This is a genomic window from Dapis hubbardiae BLCC-M172 (assembly GCF_050016015.1).
Classification (GTDB): Bacteria; Cyanobacteriota; Cyanobacteriia; order Cyanobacteriales; family Microcoleaceae; genus Trichodesmium.
Window position 1 is genome coordinate 47,155 of sequence record NZ_JBNHEQ010000069.1, and the last position, 23,981, is coordinate 71,135.

The following is a 23,981-nucleotide window of genomic DNA, read 5'->3' on the forward strand; positions in this document are numbered from 1 at the left end:
AGGGAAGGTAAAAAGACACAGCTAAATGACATCAGCTTTGGTAGAATGTAAAAGTAGATTATTCTTGAATTTAATCCAGAAAATATATATTATGAGTGAAGCCAACAATAATCAACAGCCTGCAACCCCTGTCTTAGATTCACAAGCTAATAATCAAAAAGAAAGTCCGATAAGAACACCACCTTGGGGTAAAGTCACAATTCTCGAACAAGGTCCCCGTTACAAAATTAATCGTATAGAAGTCAAACCAAAAAATCATATTAGTACCCAGATGCACTATCATCGTAGTGAACATTGGATAGTGGTTTCTGGTACTGCTAAAGTTGTGTTTGATGGTCACGAAAAATTACTCTTGCAAAAACAATCAACTTATGTTCCAGCAAATACAGCTCATCGTGTAGAAAATCCTGGTACAATTCCTTTAGTAATGATTGAAATTCAAAATGGGGAATATCTTGGCGAAGACGATATTATTCGTTTTCCCGATGAGGATAATTAACCAAGTAGGAAGTAGGGTAGGGACGTTGCATGCAACGTTCCTACGGGAGAAAGATTGTTTTTGGGTTACCCTTACGGGATCTTGCTACGTCCCATGCTGCGCAACGCTAACGCGTTTCCTGACCGAATGCGGAGCAGTCCGTCAGGATAGCAATCTAAGTGCGAGTTTTCTATTGCAACATTTAAGATGAAACAGTCCAGTAGGGTGCGTTACGCTGTCGCTAACGCACCGTTCATGGAGATGCTGGTGGTGCATAGTAATGGTAGAGAGAGTGTGGGAAGTGTGGGAAGTGTGGGAAGTGTGGGAAGTGTCGGGAAAAATTACAAATATCTTCACCATTACTATGCAGGACTACCCATGGAGATAATTACCGAAAAATAAAGGTATAAAGCCTCTCACTCACCGTGGAGAAACAATGAATTTATTTTCCTTTTATTCAATCCAATCCGTTTTAGGGAGAGGTAATTATCAATTATCCATTATCAATTATCAATTATTGAAAAGTCCAATAGGGCGTGTTTTGCTCCGCAACATGTTTGCGAAGCATTCCGTCAGGAAAAAGCGTAATTCGTAACGCACCGAAACATCCTGGGATAGGCGGTGCGTTACATTTCATTAAAGCACCCTACAAGAGTGGCGATCGCTACTCAATGCAACCTATTTGGATCAAATTTTCACAGTGGTTAAATAAATCTCCAGGAGTGACGAAGTAAGCTTGTTGTTCTTTAAGATAACTCAAAATCTTATCTATATTTATCGGTACACTCGACTGCAAAAGTTCTAAATGTTGACTCCTTTGTATTGTATTAGCTTGATAAATTGCTGCTCCCAATTCATGGGCAGCTAATATCAATTCTTCGTCTAAGTCTTCGGGAATCTCAGCAGTTGCTAAGAGTACATTTGTATCTTTTGCTTGTAACGTCTCTAGTAACTCTTGAGCAAGTTCTTGGTCAGACTGTTCAGGTTTATTTTTTAAGGTTAAGTTAGCTTGATTTTCTCTCATTGCTAATAGTTGCTGAGAGGTCATAATTTTTGGATGTTTAATCATCCAATCTATGAGACTTAAATTTTCTTCTGAATCATTGATTAAACAACCATTATTTATCTGTAAATGATAGTCTTCACCTGCTTCTTGATAACATTGATAGACAAACTGAGAGCAAACCATAGGAGTTTTGCTTGGCATTTCATGTTGATTAATAAAGTCTATGATATTAGCTGTTAATTTCTTAAAAATCTTAATCATTATCCCTTTAAGCTTAGGAAATGTATCGGGAGTAAATTTTTTGTATAATAAAATCATCCCGATTAGATATAAGTTGATATTGGCATATTGTAAAATATAGCCATAGGGTACATCTTCACTTTTCCCAGATAAACTATAAAACTTTTTAATAAAAAAATCTAATAACAATGAGCCACCATGCACGCCGACGAGGTGTAACCTTAACTATTGAAGGCTTAAGGAAGCTCAATCAGGCAAAAGCTGAGGCAGAAATTGAGCAACACTCCAAACGGTACACCCTCGAATCTATCAGTGAATCAACAGGTTTAACCCCCAATACCCTCAGCAAAGTCTTTACCAGCTCATCAGGAGTTGATAAACGCACGTTGCAGTGCTGCTTCCATGCTTTTAATCTAACCTTGACAGAGGATGACTATCTCTACCTGCATTCCAATCAAGATAATCTAGTCGAGCTTAACCCAATGCTAACTGCCGAAACCTGCTCGCTCCTGGAACCAGACTACAATTCTGCTTTCGATATACTTGGCGATCGCAACAACGCCCCCCAAATCAAAAAAATGGTTCAACCAGAAGACGATCTGCAACCTCGTTCGCTAACAGCACCGGGAGGACAGATACCCCTAGATTCTGTCTTTTACATTGATCGTCCTATCATCGAATCCCTGTGTTACGAAGGCATCCAGGAACCAGGTACACTGTTGAACATCTGCGCCCCCAAGCAAATGGGCAAAACTTCCCTAATGAGTCGCATCATTGCTTACGCTAAATCCTTGGGGTATCAAACTGTTTCTCTAAACTTACAACTCGCTGATGCTGATATTTTACAGAACTTAGAACGTTTCCTACAATGGTTCTGTGCTAGAGTCAGCAAGGAGTTAGAATTGCTTGATGTGCATTCGTCTACGGCGATTGTCCATGAGCGGATAGCCGATTTTTGGGATAATTCCTTGGGCAGCAAATCAATCGCTACTGACTACTTTAATGATGTTATCTTAGCAAACCTAGATCGCCCTTTGGTAATAGCTATTGATGAACTCAATCAGCTTTTGGCTTACCCCAATATTGCTCGTGAATTTCTCCAACTTCTGCGAACCTGGTCTGAGCAAGCTAAAGCAGGGGTAGCAGAAAGTAATCCTTGGCACAAGCTGCGACTGGTGACAGTTCATTCTACGGAAATTATGATGCCTCTGTCGATCGCTCCTTCCCTGTTGAATACTGGATTAGTCATTAATTTCCCTGAATTTACCCCAGCTCAAGTACAGGATCTAGCACAGCGCTACGAACAAGAAATAACCCAACAACAAATCCAGGAACTAATTACTCTTCTGGGCGCACATCCCTATCGTTTGCAGTTAGCGTTTTATTACCTACAGCAACAGACTATAACTCTGGAATAACTTTTAGAAAATTCTGGTAGTACAACTGCTATTTATGCAGAACATTTACAACAACAATGGTGGAACTTGCAACGCTACGATGAATTATTGCCTATTTTTACTGAAATTGTGAACAACCCCAAACCCATAGAAATAAAAGTATCCCTTGGTTATCAGTTGCAAAAGATGGGGTTGGTTCATTTGGAAGGCGATCTTGCAAGTCTGTGTTGTGAGTTATTTCGTCCGTTTTTTATGGGGGTTTTGAGTTGATTGTTGTTTGGACTCGGTGCGTTACATTTCATTAATGCACCTTACTAGACTAATGAAATAACTACTTAGATAAGGTTGATGGTAGGCAAATGCGACGCTCACACAGATTATGGCACGGATAAACAGATTAAGTGTAAGTATATGTAACAACAAATATCTGTTGTAGGGGCGAATGGCATTCGCCCTTAATACCTACGGACAGTTAATTGGGTCGATTGTATTATGGACTCAAATTGGATTATTAGAAGTAGGAAAAAAATCAAAAATATGAAAAAAATAACCTTAATTTCAGTTCATTGCTATAATTAGAAGATATCACTTTTAGATACAAAGCTATGTCAAACAAAACATTTGACCTGAAACAATTACCAATCAGTATTACTGAATTACTCTATTCGATTCAAAATGAGCAAGAAATAGTCATTACTAATGATAATATTCCGGTTGCTAGATTGACTCTACTGAATCCAGTTGCTGAAACTAGATTGCCATTAGAAAAAATACCTCAACCTGGATTAAATTTAGGCTCCATGGTAATGAGTGATGATTTCGATCGACCTTTACCAGATGAATTTTGGTTGGAAAATCGATGAAATTACTGTTAGATACACATACTTTTATTTAGTGGGATAGTGAGCCATCAAAACTTTCTCAACGTGCATTAGAGTTATTAACAGATAAGAATAATTTGAGGTTATTGAGTGTGGTTAGTCTCTGGGAAATTTCAATCATGGCAGTATGCAGAATCAGCATAATTTACACTATATTCTTGTAGATCGTATGCATATCGAAGTGCTTTGTCTTGATCCCATATATGCTCTAATGCAGTTTTAAGACTCACCCAGAAATCTAGAGATCCTATAGAAAAATCCGAGGATTCATTACTGTATTTTATCCAAAGACTATAAATAGCCTTTAAGTCTTCATCAGGAATACTGGTTGTCATACCATCTGGCATAACACTATCCGGACGTCCCCTGAAGATTGGAGTAGGTGTCTCTGCGTATGTTATTTTAGGATTGAGAATTTTGTCAATATTAGTTTTCTCTTGGCAACCAGATATCTGTCGCAGAATCCTTTCTGTTTCTTGATCAGCCTGCTTCCATCTCCCCTGACTTAAAAGTTCCTGCAATAGATTGTAGTCTACTCCAATTTGTGATTTCAGTTGAATTTTTCCCAGGTCAGCCCCTTTAAAGTTGACTTCTTTAAGGTTAGCTCCACTAAGGTTAGCTCCACTAAGATTAGCTTCACTGAGGTTAGCTTCACTGAGGTTAGCTCTACTAAGGTCAGCTCTACTAAGGTCAGCTTCACTGAGGTTAGCTCTACTAAGGTCAGCTTCACTGAGGTTAGCTCTACTAAGGTCAGCTTCACTGAGGTCAGCTTGACTAAGGTTAGCTCCACTGAGGTTAGCTTGACTAAAGACAACTTTACTAAGGTCAACTTTACCAAGGTTAGCTCCACTAAGGTTAGCTCTACTAAGGTGAGCTTCTCTGAGGTTAGCTCCACTAAGATTAGCTTGACTAAGGTTAATTCCACTAAGATTAGCTTGACTAAGGTTAATTCCAATAAGATTAGCTTGACTAAGGTTAGATCCATAGTTAAGGCTAGCTCTACTAAGGTTAGCTCCACTAAGGTTAGCTTCTCTGAGGTTAGCTTCTCTGAGGTTAGCTTCTCTGAGGTTAGCTCCACTAAGGTTAGCTTCACTAAGGTTAGCTTCACTAAGGTCTACTTGAACATCTCTTTGTTGTTTTCGCCACTGATTCCAAGTATCAATCCCTTTTCTTAAAATTTCTAGCTGCTCAGTATTAGCCATTATATTTAATCTCCAATTTTTGTATTTCCAGTCTATTCAAAATTTCACTCAAGTCAAACAGTACAAATACTTAATTTGACTTTGCTAACCTCAACCTGAATAGTTACATTTTACTTTTGACCTCCAATAATCCTCAAGGAATAACAATCGGATAATTACAGCAACAACTCAACTGTTCTCCGTCAATGTTGCAGATTTGTTTAAAGGGTTTGATGGCGGACAAGTTTATTTATTTTCTGGTTCAACAACAGAATTGATACAAAAATGCCTCAGTATTGTGGGGGCTATAATCTTTACAAAACTTTATAAGGTTGCCACTCGTTGCACGAACCCTAGGTTTACACCTACAGGAGTTACGCATAACCACTACGTTAACCCCTACAGATGGTTTATAATTTCGTTTTTTGCGTAAGTCCTGACCTTATACAAAAAAACTATGCTAATGTAAACGACGTTTCTTGATGTTGGGTTTCCTGCGTCAACCCAACCTACGCTTATTGCACTCTGTTGCGTTACTGTCTAACAGACTATATACCATTTGTTACTATTGATGGTGCGTTACGACGGATTACTAAATCTCTTTCATAGTCTGAATTTAAGCCGTCTAACACACCCTACTAGATGGACTCTTTAGTGATAATATGCAATATATTAACTGCTGTATATAATATCCAAACTATGCAAACTACTGACTTTCTCTCTCAGCTAAATTTATCTCAACGCCAAGCAGTACAACATTTCTGCGGACCAATGTTGGTTGTGGCGGGTGCTGGCTCCGGCAAAACTAGGGCGTTGACTTATCGTGTGGCCCATCTAATACGTCATCATCGGGTACACCCAGAAAATATTCTGGCGGTGACATTTACAAATAAAGCTGCACGGGAAATGAAAGACCGCATTGAGAGATTGTTTGCCCAACAACAGGCGGAAGCTAAATATGGTAAACCCTTTTCAGCTTTGACAGCAGAAGAACAGACAAGGTTGCGATCGCAGGTCTATAAAAATATTACGAAGCATTTATGGATGGGAACTTTTCATAGTCTTTGCGCTCGTATTCTGCGGTTTGATATTAACAAATATCAGGATGAAAAAAAACGTCGTTGGGATAAAAATTTTTCTATTTTTGATGAAAGTGATGCTCAAAGTTTGATTAAGCAAATTGTTACTAAACAGCTAAACTTAGACGATAAAAAATTTGAACCACGTTCTATGAGATATGCTATTAGTAATGCTAAAAACCAAGGAATGTCACCTCAAGAATTTCAAAAATCACAGCCAGATTATCGGGGCAGAGTAATTGCTGAAGTCTACGGAATTTATCAAGATAATTTAGCTGCAAATAATGCTCTTGACTTTGACGATCTAATCAGAATACCTGTAGAATTATTTCGCCAAAATGAGCAAGTATTGGCTTATTGGCATCAAAGTTTTAATCATATTTTAGTGGATGAATATCAAGATACTAATCGGACTCAATATAATTTTATTAGATATTTAGCTACTAATGGTGAAGAGCCTAGATATTTTAATAACTGGGAAAATCGTTCTGTTTTTGTGGTGGGAGATGTAGACCAATCTATTTATTCTTTCCGCATGGCAGATTATACAATTTTGTTGGATTTTCAGAATGATTTTGGTGATGGTTTGCCTGATGAAGATACCCGGACAATGATTAAGTTGGAGGAAAATTATCGGTCGCGGGAAAATATTCTGGAAGTGGCGAATAAATTGATTGAAAATAATACTCAACGTATCGATAAAATTCTCAAACCAACCAGGGGTTTAGGAGAAGAAATTTATTGTTATGAGGCTGAAAGTGAGCGAGAAGAAGCTGAGTTTATTTGTAGTAAAATTGAGGAAATTACAGACCAAAACCCAGAGTTAGATTTAGGTAGTTTTGCTGTGCTTTATCGAACTAATTCTCAGTCACGCCCTATTGAAGAAAAGTTGATTCATTATGATATTAAATATGTGATAATTGGGGGATTGAGATTTTATGATCGGAAAGAAATTAAGGATGCTTTGGCTTATTTGCGGGTAATTGCTAATCCGGCTGATACTGTTAGTTTAATCAGAATTATTAATACTCCCAGAAGAGGTATTGGTAAGACAACAATTGATAGTTTATTAAATGCTAGTTCCCAGATGGCAATACCTTTGTGGGAAATTATTAATGATCCAACTTCAGTTAATGCTTTGGCAGGTCGTTCATCAAAAGCGGTGAATAAATTTGCTGAGATAATTCAACATTGGCAAGATGAGGTAGAAAATTTGACTGCTATGGAAATTGTTGAAGGAATTTTGGAGGATTCTGGTTATATTCAAGATTTGAAAAAACAGGGTACGGAAGATGCAGATAACAGACTGGCAAATTTAGGTGAATTATGTAGTGCTGTTGCTCAGTTTCAAGAGGATAATGAGGATACAAGTTTAGGGGGTTTTTTGGCAAATGCTTCTTTGGCTTCTGATTTAGATAACCTCCAAGATGGGCAGGAAGCTGTATCGTTAATGACGTTACATTCGGCTAAAGGTTTAGAATTTCCGGTAGTATTTATGGTAGGTTTAGAACAGGGTTTGTTACCTCATTTTCGGAGTATAGATGACCCTTTATCTTTGGAAGAAGAAAGGCGACTTTGTTATGTAGGAATTACCAGAGCGCAAGAACAATTATTTCTTTCTTATGCCACAGAAAGACGACAATTTTGGGGAGCGCGAGATGCCACAATTCCATCTCAATTTTTGGGAGAATTACCAGGAGATTTGGTTAATACTAATGCTGTTAAAAAAGTAATTTATCGGTCAAAACGTCAGATTAAAAATACTGTTGTGAAAAAAGCGACAACTAATCAAACAGAAGGTTGGCAAGTAGGGGATAAAGTGATGCACGAAAATTTTGGCGTGGGGTTAGTAACTAATGTTTTGGGAGAGGGAAGGAAAATGAGTTTAGGTATCAAATTTGGTAAGAGTAAAAAAATTATTGACCCGAAAACTGCACCCATGGAAAAGTTGAATTGAAATAATTTAAGTATTTAGCCATCAGCTATTAGTTGTAATCCATTAATATCATGTTTCATTAAATGACTGTAATAAACATCTTTCCCCAACCTCGTAGGGACGTTGCATGCAACGTCCCTACAGTAGCAACGTCCGTACAGTAGGGTTAATTAATGTTACTTGATATAAATTATTCTTTGTCAAGGAAGAATCAAAGTTGAAAGATTGAGGGAAAATTTAAACTTACTTTCAGCATTCTTTGGTAATCTTTCTTATTAATTACTTGGTGTAGGATTATTACTAATTAAAAGCTGTTTGCGGCTGTCACCAACATAACGCTGCGCGACATAAATGGGTGGCATTCTGTAGGAAAGGCTAATATCTGAATGTTTACGAAAGAATGAACTAACAATGAAGTAGCTAGGTTCAATAATTAATAATTAATAATTAATTATTACCTCTTTTTATAAAGAAGAGGATTGACTCAAAAGATTTTTTTTTGTCTTTTCTCCATGAATGGAGAGGCTTTATACCTTAATTTTTCGGTAAGTAAATAATATTCAATAAAAATTTCTCTAGAAATAGCAGCAAAAGAAACTACCATGAAAGAAAGCATTAAACTTTTATCAATATGACCAAAAAAATCAATCAAAAACTAATAATTTTTCTCGCATTTATACTATTATCATTTTTCCTAAGATTCTGGACTTTATTTGTATCTGTACTAGACAAAGACGAAAGTATCTATATTTTAGCAGCAGATAGTCTATTAAATAGCAACCTCCCTTATATAGAAATTTGGGATAATAAACCTCCAGGTATTTTTATCTTGTTTTCCCTAACAATGCTAATCTTGGGAAATTCTATAGTATCTATCAGAATTTTGTCTATTATTGCTACAACTTTTACCAGTTATTTTTTATATAGAATTGGTGCAAATATCGACCCAAAGCAAGGAGACAAAATAGGATTATTAGCAGGAAGTTTATATGCGATTTTTTCTCTACATAATGATGGTGCGGCTGCCAATGCAGAAATTTTATTTGCTCCTTTTGTTACTGGGGCATTTTTGTTATTGTTTCAGGATAGGAAATTATCAAATATTAAAGTATTTCTGATAGGTCTAATTCTTGGAATTGGGATGCAAATAAAATATTTGGTAATTATGGATGTTTTGGGATTAGTTTTATTGGGAAGAAGGAAGAAGGAAGAAGGAAGAAGGAAGAAGGAAGGAGGAAGGAGGAAAGAAAATGGAAAACCTGTAAATAATTTTCAGGGATTAACAAAGGAAAAATTTTCATTTGTTTTGAATAATCTTACTTTTTCCTTATTTAGGTTTTATCTAATTTTAGGTGCAGGCTTAATTTTACCCGCAGTTATTATCGTAGCTATTTATCAATTTTCTGGATATTTTGATGAGTATATTTATGCGACTCTCATAGCTAATAGTAAGTATGTGGGGATGTTTAATTTTTCCTGGTCTGACCTTTTGAGTAGACTTAGAAAACAGGTATTGGGAAATATTTTATTGTGGTTATGTTTGTTCTGGAGTCCGATTTATTTATTTGTATTTGCTAGGGGTAAGTTTAAACAGGAACGAAATTTAATCTATTTATTTCTCTGGTTGTGCTGTGCTTTTTTGGCAGTTTTGTTATCTAAGCGATTTTATAATCATTACTTTTTACAGTTATTACCTCCTTTATGTTTGATTAGTGGATATGTGATTATTAAGTCTGTTTATTTGTCTAAAAAAAAATCAGTAGAGGCACATAACTATGGGGAAGCAAGAGAACTGAAAAAAACAAGTGGTAAAAGTCAAATCCCTACTTTGATAATTTCCCAAAAATTCCCGGAAATTCTCCGCACATCTCTGCCAAAAACTCCTGTATTACCTTCCTTTCCCAATATAATTATGGTCTTAATTTTAATATATCCTTTTGCTCAAGCTGGCTATAATAAGTTAACTAAAAATTGGGAATTTATCTATTATCGGTATATCCAAAAAATAGATACATGGGATGACAGAGAAGCTTTTATTGCTAAATATTTGAGACAGAGAATTAAATCGACGGATTATATCTATGTAGTCAACTATGAACCGATAATTTATTACTTGGTGCCGACAAAAATTCCCACAAAATATGCTTTTCCTAGTCATTTAACAGCCATGTCTCAGATTTTGCCTACTAATCCTTTGCAAGAATTAGATAAAATTATGGCGAAAAATCCCTGTTATATTTTACTGGCAGAAAAAGATAATATTAGTCCTGAATATAGAAATGCTCTGAATCAATATTTAGAAGTAAATTATTTTCTAGAAACCACTATTCAAAATGTGAGGTTATATCGATATTATGGCAATAGGAGTGGAAGAGTAGGGGAGTGAGGGAGTGGGGGAGTAGGAGAGAATTAAAAATCCGAATAATTAACAAAAAGGTGATTCAATCTGTATTAATTACTTAATAACTGAAGTGTTATCCAAAGATAGGGTGACTTTTGGGAGTTGGTATAATTCGGCAACCAGGAAATAGAAAAGAAAAAAAATAACTTTAGCTAACTAACTCGATAAAAGCCATAGATAATTAAATTATCATTTAATCAACAGTTTCTTGATGAGTATATATTTGCCCAATGTACAATAATGCAAATTGGCGATCGCTAATTTGCCAAAGTAATAAGAAAAGTTAAAAATCCTAGTCAAAATACCAGTAATTATGGTAAATAAAAAACAAGTATAGCTTTAAGCATTCAGCATTCAGCTATCAGCTCAAGTGGCTGTAAATGATTGCAAGAAAATAGCAGTGAGAGCATCTTGCTCCCTTGCTAGACATTGTTCATCCCCATGTACCATTACTATGCAAGACTATCTTATTATCAACTAAAATTTTCAGTTCATACAATAAACTTTTGACTTTATAACTTCTATGAAACGGTATGATGACTACAGATACAGAAAAATATATTCTTGCGCTCGACCTGGGTACAACAGGCAACCGAGCAATATTATTCAACTCTCAAGGTGCTAGTGTCGGTCAAGTTTACAAAGAACTTACCCAATATTATCCATATCCGGGTTGGTTAGAACATGATGCTGAAGAAATCTGGGAAGACACTTATGCAATGATAGAGCGAGTTTTCCGAGATACTGAAATTTCCGCCTCAAAGGTAGAAGCGATCGGTTTAACAGTACAACGAGAAACTTGTCTTCTTTGGGATAAAACCACAGGGAAACCCCTCCACAAAGCTATCGTTTGGCAAGATCGTCGTACTGCATCCTTATGTCGAGAATTAGCAGCAAAAGGTGAAGCAGAAAAAATTCATCAGCGCACCGGATTAATTTTAGATGCTTATTTCTCTGCTACTAAACTATCGTGGTTGCTAGACTGGGTAAAGCGAGAAAAACTCAATATTGACTTCAAAAATATCTTAGCAGGTACTATTGATACTTGGATTTTGTGGAAACTAACTGGTGGAAAAGTTCACGCCACCGATCATAGTAACGCTAGTCGTACAATGTTAATGAACATCGAATCTCTAGACTGGGATCGGGAATTATTAGACCTGTTTCAAATACCTAGAGAAATAATGCCAGAAATTAAACCTAGTTTTGGCATATTCGGTCATACTAAACCAGATTTATTCGGCGTATCAATTCCCATCGCTACAGTTTTAGGAGACCAACAAGCAGCATTATTTGCTCACGGTTGCAACTTACCAGGAATGTCAAAATGCACCTACGGTACAGGTAGCTTTTTAATTGCAAATACTGGAGATAGTCTGACTAAATCTCAAAATCAACTTTTATCAACTATAGCTTGGAGTCAGGAAGCAAACGGTAAACTTAAAACAACTTACGCCTTAGAAGGAGCAATGTTTACGACAGGAGCTTGTATTCAGTGGTTGCGCGACGGGATGAAAATTATTGACTCCGCAGCAGAAACCGAACATTTGGCGCTACAAGTAAAAGATACTAATGGTGTTTATTTTGTACCTGCTTTAAGTGGTTTGGGGGCACCCCACTGGGATATGAATGCTCGCGGTGCTTTTCTAGGAATTACTGGAGGTGTGCAACGAGAACATATCGTCAGAGCAGTTTTGTCAGCGATCGCTTTTCAAGTTAAAGAAGTTGTGGATGCTATGAATAAGGATAGTAAGTTCTCCATAGCAAATCTTAAAGTCGATGGTGGAGCTTCTCAAAATAATTTTTTGATGCAATTTCAGGCAGACTTGTTGGGTATTCCGGTTGAGCGCCCTGCTTTTATTGATGCTACAGCTCAAGGTGCTGCTTTTGCTGCTGGTTTGACAGTTGGTTTGTGGGATGATTATCAGAAATTGCTGAGTAATAGTCAACCAGAGCAGGTATTTAATCCTAGTGAAAATTTTCAATCAGCTCAGGAGAGTTTTGTCGTTTGGCAAAAAGCTGTTAGTAGGGCAAAGAATTGGATTGAATAATTGTTGACTTTCTGACTTGCGCGTAGCGCTACACTCGTTCCCTACCTTAACCAGCTAAAATATGTATAAATTATCCCAATGTAATTTTGTAATTTTATTGATGTATAAAGGAGAATAGTCCTATGAGTCCTAAAAATTCCATCACAGGAATTGTCGCAATTGGAGGAGGGGGTAGTTCATCTGCAACTCTTGCTCCTAAACAGTCTGGTCAAGTTGTTAATAAGCCATATCCCAACTACAAAGTCATTGTTCTGAATGACGATGTAAATACATTTAAGCACGTCGCCGAATGTCTACAAAAATATATTCCTGGCATGACAAGCGATCTTGCTTGGGAACTAACTCACCAGGTTCATAACGAAGGTCAAGCGATCGTCTGGGTTGGACCTCTAGAACAAGCAGAATTGTACCATCAGCAATTGAGTCGCGCTGGCTTAACAATGGCCCCCTTGGAAAAAGCTTGAAGAAGGTTGTGGCTTTTTACATTAAATCTTATTGAGGATTCAACCTTAACCAATTCTAGATACAGTAAAGACTATGGGGTTTTCAAACTGATTGCTCGGATAATTGTGAAGCTCCTGTTATAATCTTTGATTTAACGGGAGAGAGCTTCACTTACTGAATAAATACCTTTCAATAATGGATAATTGATAATTATCTCTCCCTAAAAGGAAGATGATTGAATAAAAGGAAAATTTTTTCTTGTTTCTCCACGGCGAGTGAGAGGCTTTAAACCTTAAATTATTCGGTAAAACATTAAGTCAACCTTAATATTTCCAGACTATTTCGTTAGTTCTCATCAAAGTTTTATCGGTAAATACTATTTATTTTTACCGAATAATTATTAATTATCCATTATCCATTATCCATTATCCATTAATTAAGTCCGGCCTGAGTTGATAACTACTATATTTAGACAGTACAAAAGTTGTGTGAATTATTAAATTAGTGCTAGTTAGATAAACAGAAAGTTTCCTCAATAAAAGTATTAAAAATCACAGAGGAATGACGAATCCATAAATAAATCTCATCAATAAATTCTGAAAAGATTCATGGTCTGATTGATGCCAATATGTCTCAACTAAATCTTCTTCAACTTTTGCTTTAGGTTTGATCTTTGCTCTTTTTTTTATATGCTTCTTTTTCGGTTCTACCTGCTTAGACTTTTTTGGCTCATTCCGGATCAGAGTATACTTTTTCTCAGCATATATTGGGTCAGTATGAATGAGAGTATACTTTTTCTCAGTATAGCTAATAGTAGACATACAAGCACCTCCTCTATTGTCATGGTGAGAAAAGAAATTTATTTTTATATACCTCGCACTATCCTCTTGTGAGCTGATTGTTGATTAAGTATTTTCTACTAGGTATTTAAACTTCTTTCTCATTATTATTTATTATAGCATAGAAGTTAAGGTATACTTATAAATTTGTAACATTATGATAACTCTCCAAAAGCTGATAGCTAATATCATGTCCGCTGAATTAGTAATCAAAAAAAACTTTCTCCTCCCGCCTTGTTTGGACATAAGAACGATAAATAATTAAAATCTAAAATTCCTTGGCAACTTTGAGCAAGACAGATAAAATTCAATATGATTGTCTCTCAAAAATTAACATGACCAAGAAATAAGGTCTTAACTGTCCTCTTTCAAGGGGATAAAAAAGAAAATTCCAATTTTCTGTTCTCCTAATTCAGTAGGAGGTACTGTTAACTGATAACTGATAACTGAAATGACCTATCGTAATCCCACTCCCACTGTTGATACTATTATTGAATTAATCAACCGACCCGGACGACCTATTGTACTGATAGAAAGGCAAAACGAACCTTTTGGTTGGGCAATTCCTGGTGGGTTTGTTGACTATGGAGAATCTGTCGAAACCGCAGCGCGACGAGAAGCAAAAGAGGAGACGAGTTTAGAAGTAGAATTAATCGAACTATTTTATGTTTATTCTGACCCCAACCGCGACCCCCGTCAGCATACTATGAGTGTGGTATTTATTGCCACTGCGACTGGGGAACCGAAAGCAGCAGATGATGCGAAAAATTTAGACATATTTGAACCTTGGCAAATTCCCACAAATCTTTGTTTTGACCACAACCGCATTATTCAAGATTATTTGCGCTATCGTCATTATGGTATTAGACCAAGAGTTGGTTCAACAATTAATAATTAATAATTAATAATTACCTCTTCTGATAAATCTGTATTAGCAAAAGCTGAGAGGGTTGACAAAATATTTTTTTGGAAAGTATTTTTAGTAGACTTAAACTCAATATCTTGGTCTTCCCTAATATCTATAATGTTCTAATAAAGTATCCAAATCCATTAGTTGTAATTTTTAATTTTTGAATAATTTAATAACTATTTATTTGAGTTTTTCAATTTTAAAATTGTTAGATTAAATTATACTAATTATCAATGATTTGTGAACAAAACTGTAGGGGTTTGGTCTCCAAACCCAAGCGCAAATACAATACAGTTCAGTTAAGGATTTTATTTTGGCAGTAATAATTTGTGAACAAAACTGTAGGGGTTTGGTCTCCAAATCCAAAGGATTTTATTTTGGCAGTTCGGTAATCTGAAAAGCTTATTTAATGATTCCATTTCATAGCAGTTTCAGTATTTACTAAATCCTATTCAGCGAAAAAAGGGTTTGGAGACCAAACCCCTACGTTTATTAATTGATACTCGATAATGAATAATTACCTAGTTGTTAAAACCCTTGGCAGTTCGGTAATCTGAAAAGCTTATTTAATGATTCCATTTCATAGCAGTTTCAGTATTTACTAAATCCTATTCAGCGAAAAAAGGGTTTGGAGACCAAACCCCTACGTTTATTGATTGATACTCGATAATGAATAATTACCTAGTTGTTAAAACCCTTGGGAGTTCGGTAATCTGAAAAGCTTATTTAATGGTTCCATTTCATAGCAGTTTCAGTATTTACTAAATCCTATTCAGCGAAAAAAGGGTTTGGAGACCAAACCCCTACGTTTATTGATTTTTCGGTAATATCTGACAACCTATTTAGGATTGCTATATCTACAGTCAAACGATAGATTTAAACAACTCTCCCACTTGTTTTAAATCTACATTTCCACCACTAATAATTACTCCCACTCTAACACCAGAAACTTTAACAATACCTTCTAATAAAGCTGCTGCTGCTAAAGCTCCAGTTGGTTCTATTACTAACTTCATTCTCTCCCATATAAAATACATTGTTCTTAAAATTTCTGACTCTGAAACTGTCACCATATCATCAACATAATTCAAAATTAATGGAAAATTTAACTTCCCTAAATAGGGCGTTCTAGCACCATCCGCAATAGTATTAGGATTATGTACAGTTTGCAGAGTTTTAGAATAAAAAGACCGAGTTGCATCATCCGCATTTTTCGGTTCAACTCCCACAACTCGACAGTTTTTTAATAGATTTTTAGTGGCGATCGCGCAGCCAGAAAGTAAACCTCCACCACCACAACATACTAATAGTAAATCTAAATGTCCTACCTCTTCAATTAATTCTAAAGCGGTCGTACCTTGTCCGGCAATAATATCAGGATGGTCATAAGGTGGAATAATTATAGAACCTCTTTCTTCAGCAATTTTTGCCGCTAATTTTTCTCTAGTTGTTTCATTTATATCGTAGAAAATTATCTCAGCTCCATAACCACGAGTAGCAGATTTTTTAACTTCTGGAGCATTGTTTGGCATGACAATAGTTGTGGGAATATTTAACAATTTACCTGCTAGAGCGATCGCCTGAGCATGATTTCCAGAAGAATAGGTTAATACCCCCAATTGTTTTTGAGTTTCTGATAGTTGAGATAGAGCATTGTAAGCTCCTCTAAACTTAAAAGAACCTGTACGTTGAAAATTTTCACACTTAAAAAATACTTCACAGTTAGTCAGTTTATTTACAGTAGTTGAAGTTATTACAGGTGTGCGGTGAGCTACAGAATATAAATGATTAGCTGCTGCTGTAATTTTATTGTAATTAACTGGAAAATTTTTGATAGATGTTGAGTGATCTATAGACATATAGCAATATGAAATGATTCGTGAAAAAAACTGTAGGGGTTTGGTTTCCAAATCGGATTTTTGCTTGGGTTTGGAGACCAAACCCCTACGATAAAATGTTACAACATAAGGGTGGATTTCTCTATTTCAAGAAATAAATAAGAGGAAAAAATAAAGAAATAAGTTTGAGAAATGATTTGGTAATTAATATTATTTTTGGTCTCCCAAACATTGAACTCTTTGTTGAGAAAAAATTGGTCTTGGCTGAAATGATTCTAAACCACGACCATCATAAATAGTTGCTCCATCAGGCATTTTTGCTCCTTCTAATATGACTCCTTCTGTTAAAGCACCCTCGAAAATAGCACCACTTAAATCTGTATTACTTAGGTCAGCACCTCTAAGGTCAACTCCACGAAGATTAGCATCAACAAAATTCGACCATTGGAGATTAGTATTTTTTAGGTTAGCATCAGCTAGGTCAGCACAAGTAAAGAAAGAAGCACTAAAATTACTGTTACTTAAGTCGGCATTTTTTAAGTTAGTTTGTCTGAGTTTTGCACCTCGTCGTCTGATATTACTAAGGTCAGCTCCACTAAGGTCGCATCCTTGACAAACTGCTGATGGGTTATCTAAAAATTGTCGGAGTTGATCGACATTTTCTGCTAGGATAGGTGTTGCTAATCCGGCAATTAATAAAAGGGTAATAGTAGTAATTTTTTTCATTTTTATAGTGATTAATTTTTATTTGGGTTTACATCTATATATTATATATAGCTATAACAGTTTTTTAATAGTTTTAGATCCCCCCCGGCCCCCCTAAAAAAGGGGGTAGCCTTCAAAGTCCCCCTTTTTTAGGGAGATTTAGGGGGATCGTAGATGTACTTTATAACTGTGGAAATTACTATAGCAGTGTTATTAATTATCGGCATAATATTTTGGGGAACGTTAATCCTTTTCTATAAATATAATTAGGTAGAAATATAGCACTTATCAACAGCTTGTAAGATTTTAACGTAGGGGTATGACATACCCAAAATGTTGTAATAGTACGGTCGGTTTCTAGTTTAAATTTACGAGCTTAACCATCAGATGAAATAAACCCGCCCCAAAATCTAACTGATAAAATAACTTGTGTCATTTCCGTAGGGGTTTGGTCTCCAAACCCCTATTCCAAACCCCTACAGTTTTTTTTCACGAGTTATTTCTTATAGTTATATATTTGCTTGATAAATTGTTGAATATCAATAGTAGTAAAATCATAAAAAATTAATTCACAGGAAAATTATGGATGCTCAGGAACTCCTAGAAAAATATGCTGAAGGAATCAGAAATTTTGGAGCTGAAAATTTAAGAGGAGTAGACCTTAAAGGTGCAGACTTAAATGGTATAGACCTAAGAGGAGCAGATTTAACTGAAGCTGATTTATCAAATACAAATCTAAGTAATGCAAGACTTGAAGTGACAGATTTGACTAGAGCAAATTTGAGTAGAGCTAAATTGAATGGTACTCAACTAAGTCGAGTATCTTTAGTAGGTGCAAATTTGAGTGAATTAGTAGATGGAACTTCTGTTAATTTAAGCTGGTCAGATATTAGCAATGCTGATTTAAGTAAAGCTAATTTAAACACAGCAAATTTTACTAATAGTAATCTAGAAAAAACTAATTTTGGTGGAGCAATCTTAACATCTGCTAATCTCAGTAAAGCCTCTCTAAAAAATGCCAACTTAGCTAGAGCAAACCTTTATGCTGCTAATATGTCAGAAACAAATTTATTTGAAGCTGAACTTAGTTGGGCAATTCTAAAGGGCGTTAATTTTAAACAATCAAATCTACAGTCTGCCAAATTACGAGCAGTAAATTTATCTTTAGATATGTCATGTTTAAATATGAAAAATGTAGACCTAACAGGAGCAATATTAGACAATGCTAATCTACAAAAAACTTCCCTAGAAAATGCAAATTTAGAAAGAACAAGTCTCAAAAAGGTAAATTTAACTAAGACAAATTTAACTAGGGCAAATCTTCAAATAGCAGATTTAACAGATGCTAAAGTTTACGGGTGGAAAGTTGAAGAAACCAACTTTACTTATGCAATAATGCCAGATGGTGAAATGTATCAACCTGAAAATTTTCAATCAGAAACACCTACCGATAATCAACCAACAAAAGAAACAACAAATCAGAATATGACAACCCGTAAAATAATCAAAACTGACAAAGCACCAGACCCAGTTGGCCCATATAATCAAGCGATCGCCACCACTGGCCAAATGCTCTTTGTCTCTGGTCAAATAGCGATCGACACTAGAATTAATCAAATAGTCTATACCGACGATGTAAGTAAACAAACAGAACAAGTCATGGCAAACCTCGAAGCTATCCTCACTGAAGCAGGAGCCACTTGGTCAAATGTCGTCAAAACCACAGTCTTCCTGAAAAACATGGACGACTTCGCTACCGTCAATAATATTTACGCCAAATACTTCGACCCGGAAAATGCACCCGCTCGTGCTTGTGTAGAAGTAGCACGTTTACCCAAAGACGTACTTGTAGAAATTGACTGTATTGCTGTATTATAGAAAGTTTTAGCTTAGGTAGAAAGGGTGAATAATATAATCTTTGTTGGTATCATCCCTATACAACTTACAGAAATACCCACCCTAGATTTACTGTAGTTTTCATTTACCTAGACCACAGTAGGAGTGATTTCTGCTTGTAAATGCGAATTCGCCCCTACTGGGTTTTAGCTCTTATAAAAGCCATAAGCGTATCTCCAGAAAATAGGTTGGAGGGAGAATTAATTGATAAAAAATCGGTAATAATTGATTTGATGATGGGATGAGTGGGAGATATCTAATACACCCCATCTCCCCATTTCCCCATCTCCCCATCTCTCTACACTCCCGTACGGACGTTGCATGCAACGTCCCTACCCCCACTCCCCTACTCCCCTACTCCCCTACTCCCCTACTCTCAAATAGATCCCTTCAGGGGTTCTATATAAGGTCATGTATCAGCAAAAGCACTGTAAGGTTTTTCCTTCTTCATTAAAACGTCTGACTTCTGACTTCTGATTTCTGACTTCAGCTATATTTTCCGGATATTATCTACACAACTGTGACTGAGAATCTTAACAAATCTCAAATTTAGCTACTTAGTTATGCTCAAACTAACAAATTATTTCTAGCTTACGGCTAATTTTGACACTTAAGAAATGTATATGTTAAAATAGAAGATAGTGCATTTATATTATTGTAGTAATCTCCTCAAAAGTAGAAATACAGAGATATTAAATCGGAGAAAAATCTACATAATAGTCAATCGGAATTTTTCTCGAAAGCATCTACTAGATAATCCCACAAATATTTCATACATTCTTGACATATTAAACTTGTCGAATAGAGATAAGTAAATTTAAAATTGTAGGCTTTATCAATCAAGTTAACTTGCAGCTTATATAGTTTTTAGTTGGCAACATTATGAGATTTATTTATCCCAAAATTTGATAAAAATCAAGATAATTATTTATGAATAAATACATAGTTAAACTTGAATAAATTTCTTTGTATAGTATCATAAGATGTTGAAATTATGAACGATCAAGATAAGACTAAAGATGAACTAATTAAAGAGTTAATAGAACTGCGTCAAACTGTTAGTGAACTTGAAGAAGCCAATTCAAATTCCAACTTAACAGGACAAGAATTAAATAATATAATTCAAGAGCGTACTGCAGCACTAAAAGAATCAAACGATCAGTTAATAGAAGAAATTGTTGAACACCAACAAGCAGTAAAAGATTTAAAAATAGCTAAAGAACAGTTACAAACAGTTTTGGCAGCAGTACCAGGTACAGTATCTTGGATTAGTTCGGATTTACGCTATATAGAAGTGAATCAGCAATTAGCTGATATTTTTGGTATACCCAGAGAAAAATTTGTAGACCAAAATATTGGTTTTTTAGGAGCAAGTTCTGAATTTAATGACTTTGTAGAAGAGTTTTTTGAGAGTTCTTACTTAGAAACAACTCGTGAAATTATATCAATGGTTCATGGTGAACCTCACAATTATTTAGTGGTTGCAGAAAAGTATAATAAAAACCAAGCCGCCTTTGTAGTAGGTATAGATATTACCGAACGCAAACAAGCAGAAAAAAGGTTAATAAAAGCAAAAGAACAGTTAGAAACTGTATTAGAAGCAGTACCAGGTACAGTATCTTGGATTAGTTCAGATTTGAATTATATAGAAGTTAATCAGGAATTAGCCGACATTTTTGGTATACCCAGAGCAGAATTTCCGGGGAAAAATATTGGTTTTTTAGGAACAAATTATGAATTTTATGATTTTATTGAGAAGTTTTTTGCTAGTAATGAACCCGAAATAATAGGTGAATTTGTATCAGAAATTTATGGGAAATATCGAAGCTATTTGATTGTTGCCGAAAAGTACAATGAAAACCAAGCTGCCTTTGTAGTAGGTATAGATATTACCGAGCGCAAACAAGCAGAAAAAAATCTGTTAGTTAGTAAAGAACAACTAGAAACAGTATTAGAAGCTGTTCCCGGAATGGTTTCATGGATTAATTCAGATTTAACCTATATTGAAGTCAATCAAAAATTAGCTGATACATTTAACCTTCCACGAGCCGAATTTATAGGAAAAAATATTGGTTTTGTAGACAATAATTCTAAATTTCACTCTTTGCTCCAAGATTTTTTTGCTAGTCCTCACCAGGAAATAACCTCTGAAATTAGTTCAAAACACCACAATTTATATCGAAATTATTTAATAGTTGCTCGCAAATATAATCACAATCAAGCAGCATTTGTAGTGGGGATTGATATTACCGAACACAGACAAGCAGAGTTAGAACTTGGAGCAACTCAAGAACAGTTCAAAACTATTTTAGAAGCAGTACCAGGAATTGTATCTTGGGTAAGCTCAGATTTACGCTACTTAGGAGTTAATAAACACTTAGCACAAACCTACAATTTACCTCAAGAAGCTTTTGTAGGTCAAAATATTGGCTTTCTCAAAGCTAGTCAAGAATTTAGTGAGTTTATGGGACAATTCTTTGCCAGTCCTGCTGAGGATGACTATCGAGAAGTATCTGCTTACGTTAATGGTACTGCCCGAAATTATTTAATTGTCTCCAAGAAATATGCTCAAGGAGCAGCTGCTTTTGCGATAGGTATTGATATTAGTGACCGCAAGTATGCAGAAGCAGCAGTACGACAAGCTGAAGAAAGATATCGTACTATCTTTGAAAATGCTGTTGAAGGAATTTTCCAAGCAACTCCAGATGGATACTTTATCAGTGCTAACCCAGCATTAGCTAGAATTTATGGTTATGATTCTCCTAAAGAAGTGATTGCTAATGTCATCTGCTTACAACATCAACTTTACGGTAATACTAAATACCGAGAGCAATTTATGCAAAAATTAAAGGAGCAGGGTGCTGTAGTTAACTACGAATCACAAATTTATCGTCGAGATGGCAGTCTAATTTGGATATCTGAAAATGCTAAAGCTGTTTGGGATCGAGATGGTCAATTAATTCGTTATGAGGGAACTGTTGAGGATATTACACAACGGAAAGAAGCACAGGAAGCTTTACAAAGAGCTAATCAGCAGTTAGAAAGCAAGGTTGAGGAACGAACTAAAGCTTTAAGACAATCAAATCGTTTGCTAATGACGGAAATTTCAGAACGTCATCGTGTAGAGACTGCCTTACGAAAATCGGAAGCAGAACTACGGGTGTTGTTTGAAGCAATGACTGATGTAATTACTGTCTTCGATGCTCAAGGTAGATATGTCAAAATCTTATCTACTAATTCGGAGGTATTGTATACTCCTATCAATGAATTGATTGGCAAAAGTGTTTATGAGGTTTTACCCCCTAAACAAGCTAATCTATTTATGATTAATATTCAACGGGTGCTGAATACAAAGGAAACTGTGAATTTAGAATATAGTCTGCTCGTATCTAATAATCAACAGAATGATCCTAAGCGCCAAGAGTATAATTCTGTATGGGGTATCTCATGTAAAGTTCCTAATTACCAATCTAGTGAATCACTTCCTCATCCCCATTCTCCCATTCCTAAACCTGATGAAATTTGGTTTACTGCTAGCATTTCACCATTACCAGATAACTGTGTAATTTGGGTGGCGCGTAATATTACAGAACGCAAACGGGTGCTAGATGCACTGCAAAAAGCAGAGGAAAAATACCGTAGCATCTTCGAAAATACAGCAGAAGGGATATTTCAAACTACTCCTGATGGACGCTTTATTAGTGCAAATCCAGCATTATTAAAAATGTATGGTTTTTCCTCAGAAACAGAGTTAAAGAATCAGATAACCGATCTTGCCCAACAATTATATGTTAATCAAAATCGTCGCTCTGAGTTTATTGCTAATCTTGAAAAATATGGTTCTGTATCGAATTTTGAATCAGAGGTTTATCGTGCCGATGGTAGTGTAATCTGGATTTCTGAAAATGCTCGTGTAGTTCGCAATATTGACAGAGAAATACTTTACTATGAAGGTACTATTCAAGACATTACAAAACGTAAATATGTAGAAACTGCTCTGCGATTAGAACAACAAAAATCTGACCACTTATTGTTGAATATTTTACCTGCTCAGATTGCTACAAAATTAAAACAAAATCAACATCCGATTGCCAAACGGTTTGAAAATGTGACTATTTTATTTGCTGATATTGTCGATTTTACTGGTTTTTCGGCTCGGATATCTCCCAGTGAACTGGTGGATATGCTGAATCAAATTTTCTCAGTTTTCGATAAATTAACTGAACAACATGATTTAGAAAAAATTAAAACAATTGGAGATTCTTATATGGTTGTTGGTGGTTTACCCACAGCTAGAGAAGATCATGCAGAGGCGATCGCTAATATGGCATTAGATATGCAAAAGGCAATTAGGAAATTTTTTAACGATCGAGGAGAAGCTTTCCAAATTCGTATTGGTATTAATACTGGACCTGTAGTAGCAGGAGTTATTGGCATTAAAAAGTTTATTTATGATTTGTGGGGTGATACAGTAAATGTAGCATCTCGGATGGAATCAAGTGGAATATCTAGTAAAATTCAACTCACGGAAGCTACTTATCAACTTTTAAAAGATAACTTTTTATTAGAGTCACGGGGGTCTATTCCAGTTAAAGGTAGGGGAGAAATGATTACTTATTGGTTGATAGATAGGTTCAATAATTGATAATTGATAATTGATAATGGATAATTGATAATTACCTCTGGTTAAAACCGTTAC

At 35.6% G+C, this 23,981-nt stretch carries 16 protein-coding genes and 1 pseudogene; 11 read left to right on the plus strand and 6 right to left on the minus strand.

The features are described from left to right. Nucleotides 1–91: 91 nt before the first annotated feature. Together ACP6PK_RS07025 and ACP6PK_RS07030 are read left to right on the plus strand one after the other, a co-directional pair. On the plus strand, nt 92–499 hold the full coding sequence (locus tag ACP6PK_RS07025; protein WP_094676149.1) for a phosphomannose isomerase type II C-terminal cupin domain: 408 nt from the start codon (nt 92–94) through the stop codon (nt 497–499). A gap of 186 nt (nt 500–685) precedes the next feature. Next, complete coding sequence (locus ACP6PK_RS07030) at nt 686–880, plus strand: hypothetical protein (protein ID WP_426558961.1); 195 nt, start codon at nt 686–688, stop codon at nt 878–880. Between the two features lie 262 nt (nt 881–1,142). Here the strand turns inward: ACP6PK_RS07030 and ACP6PK_RS07035 are convergent, their stop codons facing one another. After that, nucleotides 1,143–1,913 (minus strand): hypothetical protein, encoded by a 771-nt coding sequence (locus ACP6PK_RS07035; protein WP_426558963.1) that lies wholly within the window; start codon nt 1,911–1,913, stop codon nt 1,143–1,145. Between the two features lie 389 nt (nt 1,914–2,302). Between ACP6PK_RS07035 and ACP6PK_RS07040 the strand changes: the two are divergent. Both ACP6PK_RS07040 and ACP6PK_RS07045 read left to right on the plus strand, forming a co-directional pair. Further along, nucleotides 2,303–3,391: pseudogene (locus ACP6PK_RS07040) on the plus strand (AAA-like domain-containing protein). A 335-nt stretch (nt 3,392–3,726) separates the two neighbouring features. Beyond that, complete coding sequence (locus ACP6PK_RS07045; RefSeq protein WP_426558965.1) at nt 3,727–3,984, plus strand: type II toxin-antitoxin system Phd/YefM family antitoxin; 258 nt, start codon at nt 3,727–3,729, stop codon at nt 3,982–3,984. Between the two features lie 131 nt (nt 3,985–4,115). Here ACP6PK_RS07045 and ACP6PK_RS07050 read toward each other — a convergent pair whose 3' ends face one another. Further along, nucleotides 4,116–5,204 carry a pentapeptide repeat-containing protein gene (locus ACP6PK_RS07050; protein WP_426558967.1) on the minus strand — a complete coding sequence of 363 codons (1,089 nt, stop codon included), beginning with the start codon at nt 5,202–5,204 and terminating at the stop codon, nt 4,116–4,118. Between the two features lie 678 nt (nt 5,205–5,882). Between ACP6PK_RS07050 and pcrA the strand changes: the two genes are divergently transcribed. The 4 genes from pcrA (at nt 5,883) to clpS (ending at nt 13,114) form a co-directional block, all read left to right on the plus strand. After that, complete coding sequence (gene pcrA, locus ACP6PK_RS07055) at nt 5,883–8,219, plus strand: DNA helicase PcrA (RefSeq protein ID WP_426558969.1); 2,337 nt, start codon at nt 5,883–5,885, stop codon at nt 8,217–8,219. A gap of 610 nt (nt 8,220–8,829) precedes the next feature. Further along, complete coding sequence (locus ACP6PK_RS07060) at nt 8,830–10,584, plus strand: ArnT family glycosyltransferase (protein ID WP_426558971.1); 1,755 nt, start codon at nt 8,830–8,832, stop codon at nt 10,582–10,584. A 551-nt stretch (nt 10,585–11,135) separates the two neighbouring features. Then, nucleotides 11,136–12,650, plus strand: a complete 1,515-nt coding sequence (gene glpK / locus ACP6PK_RS07065; RefSeq protein WP_426558987.1) for a glycerol kinase GlpK — start codon at nt 11,136–11,138, stop codon at nt 12,648–12,650. Nucleotides 12,651–12,772: 122 nt separating this feature from the next. Continuing rightward, nucleotides 12,773–13,114 (plus strand): ATP-dependent Clp protease adapter ClpS, encoded by a 342-nt coding sequence (gene clpS, locus ACP6PK_RS07070; RefSeq protein ID WP_094671592.1) that lies wholly within the window; start codon nt 12,773–12,775, stop codon nt 13,112–13,114. A gap of 531 nt (nt 13,115–13,645) precedes the next feature. On the opposite strand, the gene ACP6PK_RS07075 is transcribed toward clpS, so the two are convergent. Beyond that, nucleotides 13,646–13,915: a hypothetical protein gene (locus ACP6PK_RS07075; protein ID WP_426558973.1), complete on the minus strand. Its 270-nt coding sequence runs from the start codon at nt 13,913–13,915 to the stop codon at nt 13,646–13,648. 469 nt (nt 13,916–14,384) lie between these two features. On the opposite strand from ACP6PK_RS07075, the gene ACP6PK_RS07080 reads away from it, so the two are divergent. Further along, nucleotides 14,385–14,831 carry an NUDIX domain-containing protein gene (locus tag ACP6PK_RS07080; RefSeq protein WP_426558975.1) on the plus strand — a complete coding sequence of 149 codons (447 nt, stop codon included), beginning with the start codon at nt 14,385–14,387 and terminating at the stop codon, nt 14,829–14,831. Between the two features lie 875 nt (nt 14,832–15,706). Here ACP6PK_RS07080 and ACP6PK_RS07085 read toward each other — a convergent pair. Together ACP6PK_RS07085 and ACP6PK_RS07090 are read right to left on the minus strand one after the other, a co-directional pair. Continuing rightward, the gene (locus ACP6PK_RS07085; RefSeq protein WP_426558977.1) at nt 15,707–16,702 is read right to left on the minus strand and encodes a threo-3-hydroxy-L-aspartate ammonia-lyase; all 996 of its coding nucleotides are present in this window, start codon (nt 16,700–16,702) and stop codon (nt 15,707–15,709) included. Nucleotides 16,703–16,891: 189 nt separating this feature from the next. Beyond that, the gene (locus tag ACP6PK_RS07090; protein ID WP_426558979.1) at nt 16,892–17,407 is read right to left on the minus strand and encodes a pentapeptide repeat-containing protein; all 516 of its coding nucleotides are present in this window, start codon (nt 17,405–17,407) and stop codon (nt 16,892–16,894) included. 561 nt (nt 17,408–17,968) lie between these two features. On the opposite strand from ACP6PK_RS07090, the gene ACP6PK_RS07095 reads away from it, so the two are divergent. Further along, nucleotides 17,969–19,264: a Rid family detoxifying hydrolase gene (locus tag ACP6PK_RS07095; RefSeq protein ID WP_426558981.1), complete on the plus strand. Its 1,296-nt coding sequence runs from the start codon at nt 17,969–17,971 to the stop codon at nt 19,262–19,264. Nucleotides 19,265–19,482: 218 nt separating this feature from the next. Here ACP6PK_RS07095 and ACP6PK_RS07100 read toward each other — a convergent pair whose 3' ends face one another. Continuing rightward, entirely contained in the window at nt 19,483–19,605 is a 123-nt protein-coding gene (locus tag ACP6PK_RS07100) for a hypothetical protein (RefSeq protein WP_426558983.1), read from the minus strand. 671 nt (nt 19,606–20,276) lie between these two features. Between ACP6PK_RS07100 and ACP6PK_RS07105 the strand changes: the two genes are divergently transcribed. Next, on the plus strand, nt 20,277–23,927 hold the full coding sequence (locus ACP6PK_RS07105; RefSeq protein ID WP_426558985.1) for an adenylate/guanylate cyclase domain-containing protein: 3,651 nt from the start codon (nt 20,277–20,279) through the stop codon (nt 23,925–23,927). Nucleotides 23,928–23,981 lie beyond the last annotated feature (54 nt).

Excerpts from the sequence above, each read along its gene's own strand:
- ACP6PK_RS07085 (WP_426558977.1), bottom strand. The coding sequence starts at position 16,702 with ATGTCTATAGATCACTCAACATCTATCAAAAATTTTCCAGTTAATTAC.
- ACP6PK_RS07105 (WP_426558985.1), top strand. The coding sequence starts at position 20,277 with ATGAACGATCAAGATAAGACTAAAGATGAACTAATTAAAGAGTTAATA.
- ACP6PK_RS07075 (WP_426558973.1), bottom strand. The coding sequence starts at position 13,915 with ATGTCTACTATTAGCTATACTGAGAAAAAGTATACTCTCATTCATACT.
- ACP6PK_RS07080 (WP_426558975.1), top strand. The coding sequence starts at position 14,385 with ATGACCTATCGTAATCCCACTCCCACTGTTGATACTATTATTGAATTA.
- clpS (WP_094671592.1), top strand. The coding sequence starts at position 12,773 with ATGAGTCCTAAAAATTCCATCACAGGAATTGTCGCAATTGGAGGAGGG.
- pcrA (WP_426558969.1), top strand. The coding sequence starts at position 5,883 with ATGCAAACTACTGACTTTCTCTCTCAGCTAAATTTATCTCAACGCCAA.
- ACP6PK_RS07095 (WP_426558981.1), top strand. The coding sequence starts at position 17,969 with ATGGATGCTCAGGAACTCCTAGAAAAATATGCTGAAGGAATCAGAAAT.
- ACP6PK_RS07025 (WP_094676149.1), top strand. The coding sequence starts at position 92 with ATGAGTGAAGCCAACAATAATCAACAGCCTGCAACCCCTGTCTTAGAT.
- ACP6PK_RS07100 (WP_426558983.1), bottom strand. The coding sequence starts at position 19,605 with ATGCAACGTCCGTACGGGAGTGTAGAGAGATGGGGAGATGGGGAAATG.
- glpK (WP_426558987.1), top strand. The coding sequence starts at position 11,136 with ATGACTACAGATACAGAAAAATATATTCTTGCGCTCGACCTGGGTACA.
- ACP6PK_RS07030 (WP_426558961.1), top strand. The coding sequence starts at position 686 with ATGAAACAGTCCAGTAGGGTGCGTTACGCTGTCGCTAACGCACCGTTC.
- ACP6PK_RS07060 (WP_426558971.1), top strand. The coding sequence starts at position 8,830 with ATGACCAAAAAAATCAATCAAAAACTAATAATTTTTCTCGCATTTATA.
- ACP6PK_RS07050 (WP_426558967.1), bottom strand. The coding sequence starts at position 5,204 with ATGGCTAATACTGAGCAGCTAGAAATTTTAAGAAAAGGGATTGATACT.
- ACP6PK_RS07090 (WP_426558979.1), bottom strand. The coding sequence starts at position 17,407 with ATGAAAAAAATTACTACTATTACCCTTTTATTAATTGCCGGATTAGCA.
- ACP6PK_RS07045 (WP_426558965.1), top strand. The coding sequence starts at position 3,727 with ATGTCAAACAAAACATTTGACCTGAAACAATTACCAATCAGTATTACT.